The sequence below is a fragment of the Pseudomonas hefeiensis genome (assembly GCF_030687835.1).
Taxonomy (GTDB): domain Bacteria; phylum Pseudomonadota; class Gammaproteobacteria; order Pseudomonadales; family Pseudomonadaceae; genus Aquipseudomonas; species Aquipseudomonas hefeiensis.
Map to the genome: position 1 here is coordinate 5,453,945 of NZ_CP117449.1, position 14,613 is coordinate 5,468,557.

Here is a 14,613-nt window from a genome sequence, read left to right on the forward strand (position 1 = left end):
ATCTCTCATTGTATTTGCCGCCACATGATACGGCGGCTGCCGCCGACGGATTTTCCCAGCAGGTCAGTGATACCGCCACCGGAGTCGTTAACGATCATGTTGGTGGCCCCGTTGGCACTGACGACAGCACTCAAGGTCGGGATCCCCCCCGTGAAAATCACCCCGCTGGAGACCCTGTCGAGGCTGTTGAGCATGCCGTCACCGTTGGTGTCGAGCACCGCGTAATTGAGCATCTTACCGTTGAAAGCATCCACCTCGATCAGTTTGCCGGTACCGAAGCTGGCGCAGGGGTCGGTGGTGTCCACCGCGGCCGTGGTGAAAACTACGCGCCCGAGCACCAGACTGGCCGGGTTGATCACGCGTTCCCCGGTCAATGCGTTGTTGTACACCAAGGGCAGATACCAGCCATTTTTCGCAGGATACGTCACGTCGGTCTGGCTGGTCGTCACGAATTGCCCGGTGCTGCCTGAGAACACCCCCGTGATCGACTGGGCTTGCAGACTCGAAACCGTGATTTGTCCGGTACCGCCAGTGGCGTCCCAGATCGAATAGAACCCCTGCAAATCCTTATTGAGCTTGTCCACCGCCTCGTTGAATTTGCCCGTGCCGAAAAAAACCTGGGTCCCGCCCTGGGGATTGTCCGCCAGCAGCGGCTGGACGGTGATTGGCTGAGTTGCACCACCGGGCGCGGTGAATAATGGCTGCCCGGCAAATGCAACGCCCCAGGTGGTGGGGGAAGTACCACTGAGGTCGAACTTCCACATTCGCCCTTTCAAGTCGCCACCGTACGCGGCCTGCACCACATTCTGGGAATTGACCCGAAGCTTGACCGACGACAGACCATTACCGGTCTCACTGCTGTTGACGATGATTTTCCTGATCAGCGAACCATCACGGATATCCACCACGTACAGCGCCGCCACGCCGGTGTTGCTGCCATAACCATTGGCGATGAACGCGGCCCAGCGACCATCGGCCAGACGCGCGACTTCGGGACGCGCATAGGCGTAGCCCAGGTCATTGAAGGCGTTGGCCGTATTGGCGACGGTCGGTGCGCTGATTTCCCACAACGCCCGAAGCGCATTGCCTGCCGCTGCATCGAACAATTGCACCGCATAGAACGCTTTGCCCCCGGCTCCGGTCCCGCCCAGGGCAACTGTCTTCCAGGCACTGCCCAATTGCGCATCGAATACGCCGATCTGCCCATCCACCAGGAACTTGTGGCTCACGCCATTGATGTAACGGGTGTCAGCGATGTCCCGCAGCGAGGACAGGACGCTTGACGGCATATAGGCGTAACGCCGCGTGCCGTTTGCGCTGTTGATGACGCTGAAGAAACCGTCGTTGGCATTCACCACAAGATTGGCGTTCATGTTCGCCGCCTTGGTCGCCAGGTAAGTGCTGTAGCTGGTGTCGTTCAGCAGGTCCGAGGCGGTCTGGTCGTTCGGTGAGGCCAGGAGCAGTGGCGAGTTGATAATGTCCCCCAGCAACACGCTGCGCACCTTCAGACCGGTTTTATTGACGCCTTTGCTCCATTCCACCAGATCGTTGCCGGTGATCCCCGTGGGCAGGCCCTGGCTGAGGCTGGTTTGCTGGGCCGGTGAAAAGTTGCCGTAGGCCAGGGTTACGGGGGTGTTGGTCGCGGTGTTCCATGACTGATAGGTCGGTGCCGTGGCACCCGGCACGATGCTGGTGTTGGTGGTCCATTGCACGGCCGCCGTATCGACCGTTCCCGCCGAAGTAAAACCGAATGCCCGGATGGTGCCCCGCCAGTCCTTGGGGTCATAGGTGGTCTGGTAATAACTGGAGGTGGTGGACAACGTTGCACCGTTGGTGGTGCCGCCGCCCCCCGATCCGGCCTTGGAGGTGATGTCACTCAAGGCCGATGACAGGGCCGAGTTCAGGCCTTCGCTGTCGGACGCCGGATAATATTTACCCGCGCCGTAGCGAGCGGCGTCGGACAGCATCGTATTGCTGACCGCAAAACCCACGGTGTAGGTATTGAGGTACTGCCGGGGGAAATCCGTGGCATTCCAGCTCTGGCCGGTGACGTCGGTGCCGGTGGAACGCATGTCGATGTCGAAAGCGAACTTGGCGATGTCGTCCAGGTAAAGCGTATCGCCCTCGGCGTCACCGTTGCGATCAGCACCATCATTGGTACTGATGCCATCCCAGTTCGGCAGACGGGATCCGCCTAGCGGATCATTGATGGGGAAAGTGCGGTCATAGGTGGGCAAGCCGTCGGTGATCACCACGCCGAAATTCTTCTGGCACCGGTACTGGATCGGGCTGGTGTAGGTGCTGGGGGTACTGTTGTGGTACGGCGTCATGCCCCTGAAATAACGAGTGACCTCGTAATAGCTCTCGGCCAATGGCGTATTGGCGACCGCGCCCAAGCCGTTGATGGCGTTGATCAGGGCACTGTAGTTGGTGTTGGCCTGGGTCTGGGTCACGCTGCCGCTGACGGGTGACAGATCGCTGACGACACGGGCAATGTACCCCCCCGGGCCGGAGTTGCTGTAGTTGGGTGGGTTGAAGGTGGCCAGACCGATGCGCAGGGCGCGGTTGTTGGCGACCAGGTCGTTGGAGACGTCCCGTGCCACGTTGATTCGATAGTCCCTGGGAATTGAGCCGTTGGTGTAGTCCCGGTTCGAGCCGTTGGCCAGAGTCAAAAGATACGCCAGGTATTTAGTGGTGTAACGGGTGTCACCATTGCCCACGGGATCTGGTAATCGCAGGCAGACCCGATCAAGAAAGCCTCGATAGAAACCGTACCAGTTACTCGAGCAGCCACCCCGGTACAGACTCGACAGCAAAACGTTTCCATCATCGGGATCCAGTAACTGCCCTCCAAAGCAACTGTTGTTGGAGTTGCATGTATAAACATTCGAGCGCGACACCGTCGGATCAAACCCCGATGCCCAAATGATGTTGTTCATACTTCCCGAATCATCGATCAGCAGCATCACATTAGGCGTGACTGCGGCGGCACTCAGCAGCGGCGAATCCGAAGGCGTGAAAGCATAGGCTGGCGCAGCCAGATACAGGCTGAGCAGTACGCCCCAAAACACCTGCCGCCAATCCCGGCGCACCTTAATATTTCGCATAGATGCTCTCCACCACGCTGCGCTGGTTGTTTCCCACCACAGCCACCGCCGTGATCCGGTACAGCGTCGCCGACGTATTGATCGGCACGTTGACCGCCGTCAGCGTGGCGCCCAGATTCTGCACGCCGTAAAACCCGCCAGGGACGGCGATCCAGGTCACCCCCGAGGATGAATTGCGCCCGGCCGCCGTGAGCGTTGCCGATTCAGCCGGTGGCGCACACTGGGTCGCGGTGGTGCACACAGGCAGGGAGTAAGCCTCGACCTGCACCGCGCTTTCACCGACTCGCAGCGCTGCCTCGGCTAGCTGGAAAGACTGGTTGCGCAGCATGACGCTACTGGTCATTTTTTCCTGGAGGGTAGCGCTCTGCATCGACGACAGGCCGATCAGCGTCAGGAGCAGCAGGAAAACCAGGCTGACCAGCAGTGCCATCCCATGCTGACGGTGTCTGGCGAGAGTCGGACTCATCAATTGTCCCCCTCACAAAAGTCGGTTGCGCAAAGCGGCAACCACGTTGAAGGTCTGCTCGCGCACGTTGTTCTTCGGGTCAAAGAGCGTGAGGGTCAGGCGTACGCTGCGGATCAGGGCCGGATCGGTGGGGTTGCGGTTGTAGCTCGTTGCTGCGATGTCTGTCGCGCTGCTGGCCACACCAAATGTCACATCGAATGTCCGGACATTATCCACCAGTACCGCCTGGGTCGGGTTGCCAGCCCCGGAGCCCATCAACAACTGATTATTGCTAAAACTGTAGACCAGCCGCCGTATCGGAAACGCCATTTGCCCGGCCGCCGGCAGCCGTGCCCCGGTATAGGCGGTTGCTGAGGTGCGACAGTCCGAGACCACCGTCCAGGTCGGCACGCCGCCGCTGTTGCCGACATCCGTCGTCACCAGGGTCAGCTTCAGATTGGCATTGTCCCAGCTAATCGGCGTGACCTTGCTGGCATTGAAATCTCCCGCCGAGGACGCGTCGAGAACAGTCTCCAGGCAACCGAACATGCCCACCATGCGAAGTTCCTGGACCATCTTGCTCAGGACAAACCGCGCATCCTCCTGCATCACCGCCGCCGCGCTCTGACTGACGTAGGTGTTTTTCGCGGCGATGAAAATCTGCACCACACCCAGCACGACGATTAGGCTGAGCACCAGCGCGATCATCAATTCAATCAGGCCAAATCCCCGGCAATGCCTGCTCATGGCGTCGCCCCTGGCGGGTCGACGGCGGCGCGACTGGTCAGCACGAAGCTGCGTCGCGCCTCGGCAGCGTTGGTCGTGTTGGCGGCCCGGGCATCGTCCCAAGAGATGGTAATGGTGTAGACCCGCTGGTGCAGCGCAACAGTGCCGGTGGCCGTGGCGCCGCCGAAGCTGATGATGTTGGTCTTGAAATCGTAGAGATCCTGGTCCCGGGCCACGTTGAGATTGGGTGAACTGGGCGGCGTGACCGTGTAATCGGCGCCGGAGTTGGCGCGAATGCGGTCCAGCATGTCGTAGGCGATGAAGCTGGCCTGGCTGGTCATGCGCGAGCTGTCGGTATATTTAAGCGCATTGAGCTGAACCATCGCCGCTCCCAGCAAGCCCACGCCAAGAATCAGCACCGCCACCAGCACCTCGATCAGTGTCATGCCATCCTGTGCCTGTTTACTGCAACCCTTCATCCGCAACTTCCACCCAATACGATTCGTCCATTGAGGCAAACACTCAGCGTCCTGCTCTGCGCCCCCCTTACATAATTGAAAGTCACCGGCGTGGCCGGTGCCGACAGCCCACCGAGGTTGTTGAAATCAATGTTGGTCACGTCTGAGGTTAGCGTCAGAGTCGCGCCGCTGCTCATTGCTGGAACAACCCGCAATACATTGGGCTCAGCGCCAGTACTGTCATACACCGTCAGTTCGCTGCTCCATACGCTGCCCTGGGACGTGGGGCGAATTCTTGTCGTGACACCACGGTCGATCGCCGTCATCCGGGCGAAGTTCAGTGCCCGACGCAGGTCACCAATATCGGTATCGGCCTTGGTGCCCTGCACCGAACCGGTGAGGGCCGGTACCGCCAGGGTGATCAGGAGCAGCAGCACGCCGAGGGCTACCAGCACCTCAATCAGCGTGAAACCTTTTGTACGAAGATCCATCGATGCCCTCCGTTGCCGTCGGCTATACCTGCTTCTACACGCTAGAACAAACGACTGCCTGTGGCGAGGGAGCTTGCTCCCGCAGGGGTGCGAAGCGGCCCTATTTTTTTGCGGCCACTACGCAGCCAGCGGGAGCAAGCTCTCGCCACAACAAGCTCTCCAGGGAGGAGGCGTCATGCACCAACAGGGCTTCAGCCTGATCGAACTGCTCATGGGACTGGCGATTGCCGCGATTGTTCTGCCGTGGGCCGGTTCCGGATACAAAGCACTGGTGGAATCCACTGAACGCGACGCCGCCGCGCGGCTGTTGGCCAGCGGTCTGCGCAGCGCTCGCAGCGAAGCAATCACGCGCAATCGGACGGTGACGATTCAAGGCATAGACAACGATTGGAGCCAGGGGTGGCAGATCATGCTGGACGGCGACGACCAGACATTGCTGACGCAGCACAGCCGCCATGCTCGAATCATTGGCAACGGGCCGGTAAAACATTCGGTAAGGTTCGGCAGCCAGGGGGAGCCGCTCCTGCCCAGCGGCGCGTTTCAGGCGGGGACGTTACATATTTGTGCACGCCAAAAGCCGGTCAGTCATCATCAGGTGGTACTGTCACGCAGCGGCCGCGTCAGCCTGCGCAGCGAGGAAACCGAGCAGGCTTTGTGCGAAAAGGACTTAAAGCAAGGAGCGAACGCGTAGTTCCTTGGGCATGGAGAAGGTGACGTTCTCCTCGCGACCGGACAATTCATCGGCACCGGTTGCACCCCAGGCCTGCAGCTGCTGGATCACCCCGCGCACCAACACTTCCGGCGCTGAAGCACCGGCGGTAATGCCGATACGCTCGACGCCATCGAACCAACTGCGCTGCATGTCTTCGGCGCCGTCAATCAGGTACGCCGGAGTGGACATGCGCTCGGCCAGCTCACGCAGGCGATTGGAGTTGGAGCTGTTCGGGCTACCGACTACCAGCACGACATCACACTCGTCGGCCAGTTGCTTGACCGCATCCTGACGATTCTGGGTGGCGTAGCAGATGTCGTCCTTGCGCGGCCCGCCGATGGCCGGGAAGCGCGCACGCAGGGCGTCGATCACCCGACTGGTATCGTCCATGGACAGGGTGGTCTGGGTGACAAAGGCCAGCTTTTCCGGGTTACGCACCTGCAGGGCGGCGACGTCTTCTTCATCCTCGACCAGGTAGATCGCACCACCGTTACTGGCATCGTATTGGCCCATGGTGCCTTCGACTTCCGGATGGCCCTCGTGGCCGATCAGGATGCACTCACGACCGTCACGGCTGTAACGGGCCACTTCGATATGGACCTTGGTCACCAACGGGCAGGTCGCGTCGAACACCTTCAGGCCCCGACCAGCGGCTTCGGTACGCACTGCCTGGGAAACCCCGTGGGCACTGAAGATCACGATGACGTCGTCCGGCACCTGGTCCAGTTCCTCGACGAAGATCGCCCCGCGGCTACGCAGGTCTTCGACGACAAATTTGTTGTGGACCACTTCGTGGCGCACGTAGATGGGCGGCCCGAAGACTTCCAGGGCGCGGTTGACGATTTCGATCGCCCGGTCCACACCGGCGCAGAAGCCACGGGGGTTGGCGAGTTTGATTTGCATGCTGTGCCTCGTGTCTTGCGCGCAAGAAATAGTAATGCTTGTCTAAAAACTCAAAGACAATGGAATCCCATGTGGGAGCGGGCTTGCTCGCGAAGGCGGACTGTCAGCCAACATCAGTATTGAATGTAAGGCCCTCTTCGCGAGCAAGCCCGCTCCCACACTGGACCGCATCCGGTCAGTTAAACTGCCTTGACGTCGATAATTTCCACTTTGAAGCTCAAGGTCTTACCCGCCAGCGGATGGTTGAAGTCCACGGTCACCTGGGCGTCGTCGAAAGCCTTTACCACGCCTGGCAGCTCAGTATTGGCCGCATCGTTGAAGATCACCAGCAAGCCTTCGGACAGTTCCATGTCCTGGAACTGGGAGCGTGGCATGGTCTGCACGTTTTGCGGGTTGGGCTGACCAAAGGCGTTTTTCGGTGGAACCACCACGGTGCGCTTGTCGCCGGCTTTGAAGCCGAAGATCGCCGCTTCGAAGCCTGGCAACAAGTTGCCGTCACCAACCTTGAACACCGCCGGAGTCTTGTCAAAGGTGCTGTCGACGGTATCACCGTTTTCCAGGTGCAGGGCGAAGTGAAGCGTCACTTCAGTGTTTTGAGCGATGCGCTGCTCAGTCATGGACGGCTTCTCCGGGTTTCTTACTCTTGAACATGTCCAGCGCGAGCATCACTGCGCCCACGGTGATGGCGCTGTCGGCAAAGTTGAACGCCGGAAAATGCCAGCGGTTCTGCCAATGCACCAGGATGAAATCGATCACGTGGCCCAAGGCAATCCGGTCATAAAGATTACCCAACGCGCCCCCGAGCACCAATGCCAGCGCCACGGCCAGCCAGGTCTCATCGCGGCCCAGGCGCTTGAGCCAGACCACCAGCACGCCGCTGACCACGATGGCGATCAGGGCGAACAGCCAGCGCTGCCAACCCGAACTGTCGGCCAGGAAGCTGAACGCCGCGCCCGTGTTGTAGGCCAGCGTCCAGCTGAAGTAGTCAGGAATGACCACGATCTGCTGGTACATGGTCAGCGAGTTCTCGAAGTAGTACTTGCTGGCCTGGTCGATGACTAGGACCAGCACACTCAACCACAGCCAGCTCAGCCGTCCGAAACGGCTCGCCACGTTAGACGCACTAGGCATAGTGACGCACCTCACCGGTGCCACTGATGTTGTCGACGCAACGACCGCAGATTTCCGGATGTTCCGGGTTTACACCGACGTCTTCGCGGCAGTGCCAGCAGCGGGCGCACTTGGTGTGATTCGACTTGACGATTTTCAGCTTCAGGCCGCTGACCTCAGTGCTTACTGCATCGGCCGGCGCCTGCACCAACGGCGCGACACTGGCGGTGGAAGTGATCAGCACGAAACGCAGCTCGTTGCTCAGCTTGGCCAGGTCGACTCCCAGGGCTTCTTCGGCGTAGAGCGTCACTTCGGCCTGCAGGTTGCCACCCACGGCCTTGGCCGCGCGCTGGATTTCCATTTCCTTGTTGACCGCTGCCTTGACCGCCATGATCCGGTCCCAATAGGCACGGTCCAGCTCGAAACCTTGCGGCAGCTCGGTCAGGCCTTCGTACCAGGTATTGAGCATCACCGACTCGTTGCGCTCGCCCGGCAGGTATTGCCACAGTTCATCGGCGGTGAACGCCAGGATCGGCGCGATCCAGCGCACCAGCGCTTCGCTGATGTGGAACAGCGCAGTCTGGCAGGAACGGCGCGCTTTGCTGTCGGCACCAGTGGTGTACTGGCGGTCCTTGATGATGTCGAGGTAGAAACCGCCGAGCTCCTGTACGCAGAAGTTGTGGATCTTGGAGTAGACGTTCCAGAAACGGTACTCACCGTAATGCTCCTGCAATTCGCGTTGCAGCAGCAGGGTACGGTCCACGGCCCAGCGGTCCAGCGCGAGCATTTCTTCGGCCGGCAGCAGGTCGGTGGCCGGGTTGAAACCGGTCAGGTTCGAGAGCAGGAAGCGCGCGGTGTTACGGATCCGCCGGTAGGCGTCCGCGCTGCGCTGCAGGATCTGCTCGGAAACGGCCATCTCGCCGGAATAGTCGGTGGAGGCGACCCACAAGCGCATGATGTCGGCGCCCAGGGTGTCATTGACCTTCTGCGGCGCGATCACGTTGCCCAGGGACTTGGACATCTTGCGCCCGGACTCATCGACGGTGAAGCCCGTGGGTCAGCAGCTCGCGGTACGGTGCGTGGTTGTCGATGGCGCAGCCGGTCAGCAGCGACGAGTGGAACCAGCCGCGGTGCTGGTCCGAACCTTCCAGGTACAGGTCGGCACGCGGGCCGGTTTCATGGCCCATCGGGTGCGAACCGCGCAGCACATGCCAGTGGGTGGTGCCGGAGTCAAACCAGACGTCCAGGGTATCGCTGATCTTGTCGTACGTACAGCGGCGCTTCGTCGCCCAGCAGCTCGGCGGCGTCCATCTTGAACCAGGCTTCGATGCCTTCGACTTCGACGCGCTTGGCCACCATTTCCATCAGTTCGACGGTGCGCGGGTGCAGCTCGCCGCTTTCCTTGTTCAGGAAGAACGGGATTGGCACACCCCAGTTACGCTGGCGGGAGATGCACCAGTCGGGACGGTTGGCGATCATCGAGTGCAGGCGCGCCTGGCCCCAGGCCGGCACGAACTTGGTGTCCTCGATGGCTTTGAGGGAGCGCTGGCGCAGGGGCTCGCCAGTGGCTGGCTGCTTGTCCATGCCGATGAACCACTGCGCGGTGGCGCGATAGATCAGCGGGGTCTTGTGGCGCCAGCAGTGCATGTAGCTGTGTTCGATGACGGTGGTGTGCAGCAACGCGCCGACTTCGGCCAGCTTGTCGACGATGGCCGGGTTGGCCTTGAAGATGAACTGCCCGCCGAAGAACTCCAGCGACGGTGCGTACACGCCATTGCTCTGTACCGGGTTGAGGATGTCGTCGTTGACCAGACCGTATTTCTTGCAGATCACAAAGTCGTCTACGCCATAGGCAGGCGAACAGTGAACAATACCTGTTCCGGCGCTCAGCTCAACGTAGTCAGCCAGATAGATCGGCGACAGACGGTCATAGAACGGATGGCGGAAATTGATCAGTTCCAGCGTCGAGCCTGGCGCGGTGGCCAGCACCGAGCCTTCGAGGTTGTAGCGAGCCAGGCAGGACTCGACCAGTTCTTCGGCCAATACCAGCAGCTTGTCGCCAACATCGACCAGGGCGTAGTTGAATTCCGGGTGGACGTTCAACGCCTGGTTGGCCGGGATCGTCCACGGGGTGGTGGTCCAGATCACGATCGACGTCGGCTTGCTCAGCTTGCCAAGGCCGAAAGCGGCGGCGAGCTTGTCTTCATCGGCGATCGGGAACGCGACGTCGATGGTCGACGACTTTTTGTTTTCGTACTCGACTTCGGCTTCGGCCAGGGCCGAACCGCAATCGAAGCACCAATTCACGGGCTTGAGGCCCTTGAACACGAAGCCGCCCTCGACGATTTTCGCCAAGGCACGGATTTCGCCGGCTTCGTTTTTGAAGTCCATGGTTTTGTAAGGGTTGGCGAAGTCGCCCAGCACGCCGAGGCGGATGAATTCGGACTTCTGCCCTTCGATCTGCTCGGTGGCGTAGGCACGGCACAATTCGCGGGTTTTGTCCGCGCCCAGGTTCTTGCCGTGGGTCACTTCAACCTTGTGCTCGATCGGCAGGCCATGGCAATCCCAACCCGGGATATACGGCGCGTCGAAACCCGACAGGGTCTTGGAACGGATGATCATGTCCTTGAGAATCTTGTTCAGCGCGTGACCGATGTGGATCGTGCCGTTGGCGTACGGAGGGCCGTCGTGCAGGACGAACTTCGGACGATCCTTGCCAATTTCGCGCAACTTTCCGTACAGGCCAATGCTGTCCCAACGCTGCAGAATCTGTGGTTCGCGCTGAGGCAGGCCGGCCTTCATTGGGAAGGCGGTGTCCGGAAGGTTTAGCGTGGCTTTATAGTCGGTCATTTAAGGCTCTTCATTAGCGATTGGCGCTGGTTGCGACAAGGGCACGGGCGGCGGCGATATCTGCATGGATCGCCGTCTTGAGCGCCTCCAGAGAGGCAAAACGCTGCTCTTCACGCAGCTTTTGGTGGAAAACCACCGTCAAACGCCGGTCATACAGATCGCCGGCAAAATCCAGAACATGTACTTCGAGGTGGGCCTTGCCATCCCCCTGGACCGTGGGCCGGACGCCGATATTGGCGACACCGGGCCAAGTCTTGCCGTCGATCTCGACACTCACCAGGAACACCCCGGTCAGCGGTACACGACGACGCTTGAGTTGCACGTTGGCCGTCGGCGTGCCCAGTTGGCGCGCCAGTTTCTGCCCGTGCAGGATCCGTCCGGCAATCCGGTACGGCCGGCCGAGCAAACGCTCGGCCAATTCGAAGTCGGCAGCCGCCAGGGCATTGCGGACCTGAGTACTGCTGACGCGCAGGCCATCCATCTCGACGGTCTGCGCCGCTTCGACGGTGAAACCCCGGGCCTTGCCGGCCTGTTGCAGGTAATCGAAATCCCCTGCCCGGTCGCAGCCGAAACGGAAATCATCACCGACTTCCAGGTGTTTTATATCCAGACCGCCCACCAGGATAGTCTCGACGAATTCGGCGGCACTGAGCTTGCTCAGGCGCTGATTGAAGGCCAGGCACAAGACCCGGTCGACGCCTTCGGCGGCCAGCAGATGCAGCTTGTCCCGTAGCCGGGCCAGACGGGCCGGCGCGGTGTCCGGGGCGAAAAATTCCCGGGGTTGCGGCTCGAAGATCACCACGCAACTGGGCACGCCCAATTCCTGGGCACGCTCGCGCAACCGCGCCAGGATAGCCTGGTGGCCACGGTGAACACCGTCAAAGTTGCCAATAGTGGCGACACAGCCCCGATGCTGGGGGCGCAGGTTGTGGAGGCCTCGAACCAGCTGCATAACGCGCTTCTTGCTCATAAAGTGGCCGATTATAACCACACCCGGCGGCCGACGACAGGCAACACCGTAACCCAAAGTGATCGAGCCGACAAAACCACTGCCCGGCCCGGGATTATCGAGGGCAAACCCTCAGCTCAAGCCCTTGCGGTTGAAGTCGCGCAGGCGGAAGCCCATCAGCAGCAGCATGCCGAAATACGCCACCACACCCGCCGCGACCAGTACACCCAGGCGCAGGAAACGCTCGAGCATCTGTCCTTCGCCCCAGGCTGGCATGAAATGCATCGCCCCCAGCAGCACCGCTGACATCACCGCCACGGCGACCAACAGCTTGAGGCCGAACTTGGCCCAGCCCGGCTGTGGCTGATACATCTTCTGCTTGCGCAACTGATAAAACAGCAGCCCGGCGTTGAGGCACGCGCCGGCACTGATCGCCAGGGCCAGGCCGGCGTGGGCCAGCGGACCAATCAGCAACAGGTTGAACAGTTGGGTCATCACCAGGGTGAAAATGGCGATTTTCACCGGTGTGCGAATGTTCTGCTGGGCGTAGAAACCTGGCGCCAGGACCTTGATCACAATGATCCCGAGCAAACCCACCGAGTAAGCAATCAGGGCCCGCTGGGTCATCAGCGCGTCAAAAGCGTTGAACTGGCCGTACTGGAACAACGAGACGGTCAACGGCTCAGCCAGGATGCCCAGCGCCAGGGCACAGGGCAACACCAGCACGAAGCACAGGCGCAGACCCCAGTCGAGGATGCGCGAGTATTCCTGACGGTCCTGGCTGGCGTAAGTCTTGGCCAGGGTCGGCAACAGAATCGTGCCCAGGGCCACGCCCAACACGCCGGACGGCAACTCCATCAGGCGGTCGGCGTAGTACATCCACGACACCGAGCCGGCCACCAGGAACGAGGCGAATATGGTGTTGATGATCAGGGAAATCTGACTCACCGAAACCCCGAGGATCGCCGGCAGCATCTGCTTCATCACCCGCCACACGCCGCTGTCGCGCAGATTCAGGCGCGGCAGCACCAGCATGCCGATTTTCTTCAGGTGAGGCAGTTGATACAGCAACTGCGCCAGCCCCCCCACCAGCACCGCCCAACCGAGGGCCATCACCGGCGGGTCGAAGTACGGCGTCAGGAACACCGCAAATACGATCATGCTGACGTTGAGCAGGGTCGGCACGAAGGCCGGCACCGAGAAACGGTTCCAGGTATTGAGGATCGCCCCGGCCAGGGACGACAGGGAAATCAGCAATATATAAGGAAAGGTCACCCGCAACAGGTCCGAGGTGAGCTGGAATTTTTCCGGGGTATCGGTAAAACCCGGTGCCGTGGCCCAGATCACCCAAGGCGCGGCGAGCATGCCGGCGACCGTGACCAGCGCCAGCACCAGGGTCAACAAACCCGTCACGTAGGCAATGAACGTGCGGGTCGCTTCGTCGCCTTTCTGACTCTTGTATTCCGCCAGAATCGGCACGAAGGCTTGGGAAAACGCCCCTTCGGCGAAGATCCGTCGCAACAGGTTGGGCAACTTGAAGGCAATGAAGAAGGCGTCGGTGGCCATTCCGGCACCGAATATCCGAGCGATCAGCGTGTCACGAACGAACCCCAGGACGCGTGAAAGCATCGTGATAGAGCTGACGGCAGCCAACGATTTGAGCAGATTCATGAAAAGAGTTTTTGCCTGTCGATAAACAGCAGGCGAACAACGCGCCCACTTATGCGATACTCCGCGCCGCTAAACAGTGCAGAGCCAAAGCCCGCGAGTTTACAGGTCGCACGCCGGAAAGAAATCATCCGGTGCGTTGTACCTGCCATTCAGCGGAACGCGTCACCCGCCCTTGACAAGACATCAACTCATCGGCATGATTCGCGGCCTATTTTGTTTGCTATTTCCTAAAAAGTCTTTCGAGGAGCTCGACGGTGGCCAACACACCTTCCGCCAAAAAACGTGCAAAACAGGCTGAGAAGCGTCGCAGCCACAACGCCAGCCTGCGTTCCATGGTCCGTACCTACATCAAAAACGTAGTTAAGGCCATCGACGCAAAAGACGCTGAAAAAGCACAAGCTGCTTACGTTCTGGCTGTGCCAGTTATCGACCGTATGGCCGATAAAGGCATCATCCACAAGAACAAGGCTGCTCGCCATAAGAGCCGCCTGAATGGCCACGTAAAGGCCCTGAACGTTGCCGCTGCTGCCTAAGCGACACGCTCGTTAAAAAACCGACCTCAGGGTCGGTTTTTTATTGCCTGCGATTTACCAGGCACACCGCAAAAAAAATGTGGGAGCGAGCCTGCTCGCGATAGCTGACTAACATTCAATATCCGTATCGACTGTTACATAGCTATCGCGAGCAAGCTCGCTCCCACAATGGGATTTGCATCAGGTTATTGGGTACGAGCCCACGGCAGGATCGGAATCGCCGTCACCGCATTCTGCGGGCTACCTTCAATCACGCGATCGCTGTAGACCAGGTACACCAGCGTATTGCGCTTCTTGTCGAGGAAGCGCACCACCTGCATGGTCTTGAATACCAGCGACGTGCGCTCCCTGAATACCTCCTCGCCATCCTTGAGCTCGCCCTTGAAGCTGATGGGACCGACCTGACGGCAAGCAATGGACGCTTCGGCGCGATCCTCGGCCAGGCCCAGGCCACCCTTCACACCACCGGTCTTGGCCCGCGACAGATAACAGGTCACCCCGTCCACCTTCGGATCATCGAAGGCTTCGACGACGATCCGGTCATTCGGCCCGACAAACTTGAACACCGTCGACACCTGGCCAATCTCCTCGGCCGAGGCCAGCAGCGGCAATGCCACCAGCAAGCCGATCAATCCTTTTGCCAAACCCATGTTTTTTC

General features: G+C 60.2%; 13 protein-coding genes and 1 pseudogene. 2 read left to right on the forward strand and 12 right to left on the reverse strand.

Translation table 11 applies throughout. The features are described 5' to 3' along the window. Positions 1–5 precede the first annotated feature (5 nt). Genes PSH57_RS24590 through PSH57_RS24610 form a run of 5 tightly spaced genes read right to left on the reverse strand, consistent with a single transcriptional unit; the run spans position 6 to position 5,227 of the window. Entirely contained in the window at positions 6–3,107 is a 3,102-nt protein-coding gene (locus tag PSH57_RS24590) for a pilus assembly protein (protein WP_305416173.1), read from the reverse strand. Continuing rightward, entirely contained in the window at positions 3,094–3,573 is a 480-nt protein-coding gene (locus PSH57_RS24595; protein ID WP_305385949.1) for a pilus assembly PilX family protein, read from the reverse strand. The genes PSH57_RS24590 and PSH57_RS24595 overlap by 14 nt, the downstream gene beginning before the upstream one ends. A gap of 12 nt (positions 3,574–3,585) precedes the next feature. Continuing rightward, the gene (locus PSH57_RS24600; protein WP_305385950.1) at positions 3,586–4,299 is read right to left on the reverse strand and encodes a PilW family protein; all 714 of its coding nucleotides are present in this window, start codon (positions 4,297–4,299) and stop codon (positions 3,586–3,588) included. Then, positions 4,296–4,757 (reverse strand): type IV pilus modification protein PilV, encoded by a 462-nt coding sequence (gene pilV, locus PSH57_RS24605; protein WP_305385951.1) that lies wholly within the window; start codon positions 4,755–4,757, stop codon positions 4,296–4,298. Before pilV ends, PSH57_RS24600 begins: the two co-directional genes overlap by 4 nt. After that, positions 4,754–5,227: a GspH/FimT family pseudopilin gene (locus PSH57_RS24610; protein WP_305385952.1), complete on the reverse strand. Its 474-nt coding sequence runs from the start codon at positions 5,225–5,227 to the stop codon at positions 4,754–4,756. Before PSH57_RS24610 ends, pilV begins: the two co-directional genes overlap by 4 nt. A 175-nt stretch (positions 5,228–5,402) precedes the next feature. Between PSH57_RS24610 and PSH57_RS24615 the strand changes: the two genes are divergently transcribed. Then, positions 5,403–5,918 (forward strand): GspH/FimT family pseudopilin, encoded by a 516-nt coding sequence (locus PSH57_RS24615; RefSeq protein ID WP_305385953.1) that lies wholly within the window; start codon positions 5,403–5,405, stop codon positions 5,916–5,918. On the opposite strand, the gene ispH is transcribed toward PSH57_RS24615, so the two are convergent. The 6 genes and pseudogenes from ispH to murJ all read right to left on the reverse strand — a co-directional run bounded on the left by ispH (position 5,895) and on the right by murJ (position 13,422). Then, positions 5,895–6,842: a 4-hydroxy-3-methylbut-2-enyl diphosphate reductase gene (ispH, locus tag PSH57_RS24620; RefSeq protein WP_047230171.1), complete on the reverse strand. Its 948-nt coding sequence runs from the start codon at positions 6,840–6,842 to the stop codon at positions 5,895–5,897. The two genes, PSH57_RS24615 and ispH, sit on opposite strands and share 24 nt — an antisense overlap. Before the next feature lie 179 nt (positions 6,843–7,021). Then, positions 7,022–7,459, reverse strand: coding sequence for an FKBP-type peptidyl-prolyl cis-trans isomerase (locus tag PSH57_RS24625; protein WP_305444774.1), 438 nt, complete (start codon positions 7,457–7,459; stop codon positions 7,022–7,024). Beyond that, entirely contained in the window at positions 7,452–7,973 is a 522-nt protein-coding gene (gene lspA / locus PSH57_RS24630; protein WP_305385955.1) for a signal peptidase II, read from the reverse strand. The genes PSH57_RS24625 and lspA overlap by 8 nt, the downstream gene beginning before the upstream one ends. After that, a pseudogene (ileS, locus tag PSH57_RS24635) lies at positions 7,966–10,802 on the reverse strand (isoleucine--tRNA ligase). The gene lspA and the pseudogene ileS overlap by 8 nt, the downstream one beginning before the upstream one ends. A 13-nt stretch (positions 10,803–10,815) precedes the next feature. Next, on the reverse strand, positions 10,816–11,754 hold the full coding sequence (gene ribF / locus PSH57_RS24640; protein WP_305385957.1) for a bifunctional riboflavin kinase/FAD synthetase: 939 nt from the start codon (positions 11,752–11,754) through the stop codon (positions 10,816–10,818). A gap of 129 nt (positions 11,755–11,883) precedes the next feature. Then, entirely contained in the window at positions 11,884–13,422 is a 1,539-nt protein-coding gene (murJ, locus tag PSH57_RS24645) for a murein biosynthesis integral membrane protein MurJ (protein ID WP_305385958.1), read from the reverse strand. A 254-nt stretch (positions 13,423–13,676) separates the two neighbouring features. Here murJ and rpsT point away from each other — a divergent pair, with 254 nt between their 5' ends. Next, positions 13,677–13,955 carry a 30S ribosomal protein S20 gene (gene rpsT / locus PSH57_RS24650; protein ID WP_003185593.1) on the forward strand — a complete coding sequence of 93 codons (279 nt, stop codon included), beginning with the start codon at positions 13,677–13,679 and terminating at the stop codon, positions 13,953–13,955. A 185-nt stretch (positions 13,956–14,140) separates the two neighbouring features. Here rpsT and PSH57_RS24655 read toward each other — a convergent pair whose 3' ends face one another. Next, a complete protein-coding gene (locus PSH57_RS24655) occupies positions 14,141–14,605 on the reverse strand; it encodes a CreA family protein (protein ID WP_076386392.1) in 465 nt (154 codons plus the stop codon). Between the last annotated feature and the right edge of the window lie 8 nt (positions 14,606–14,613).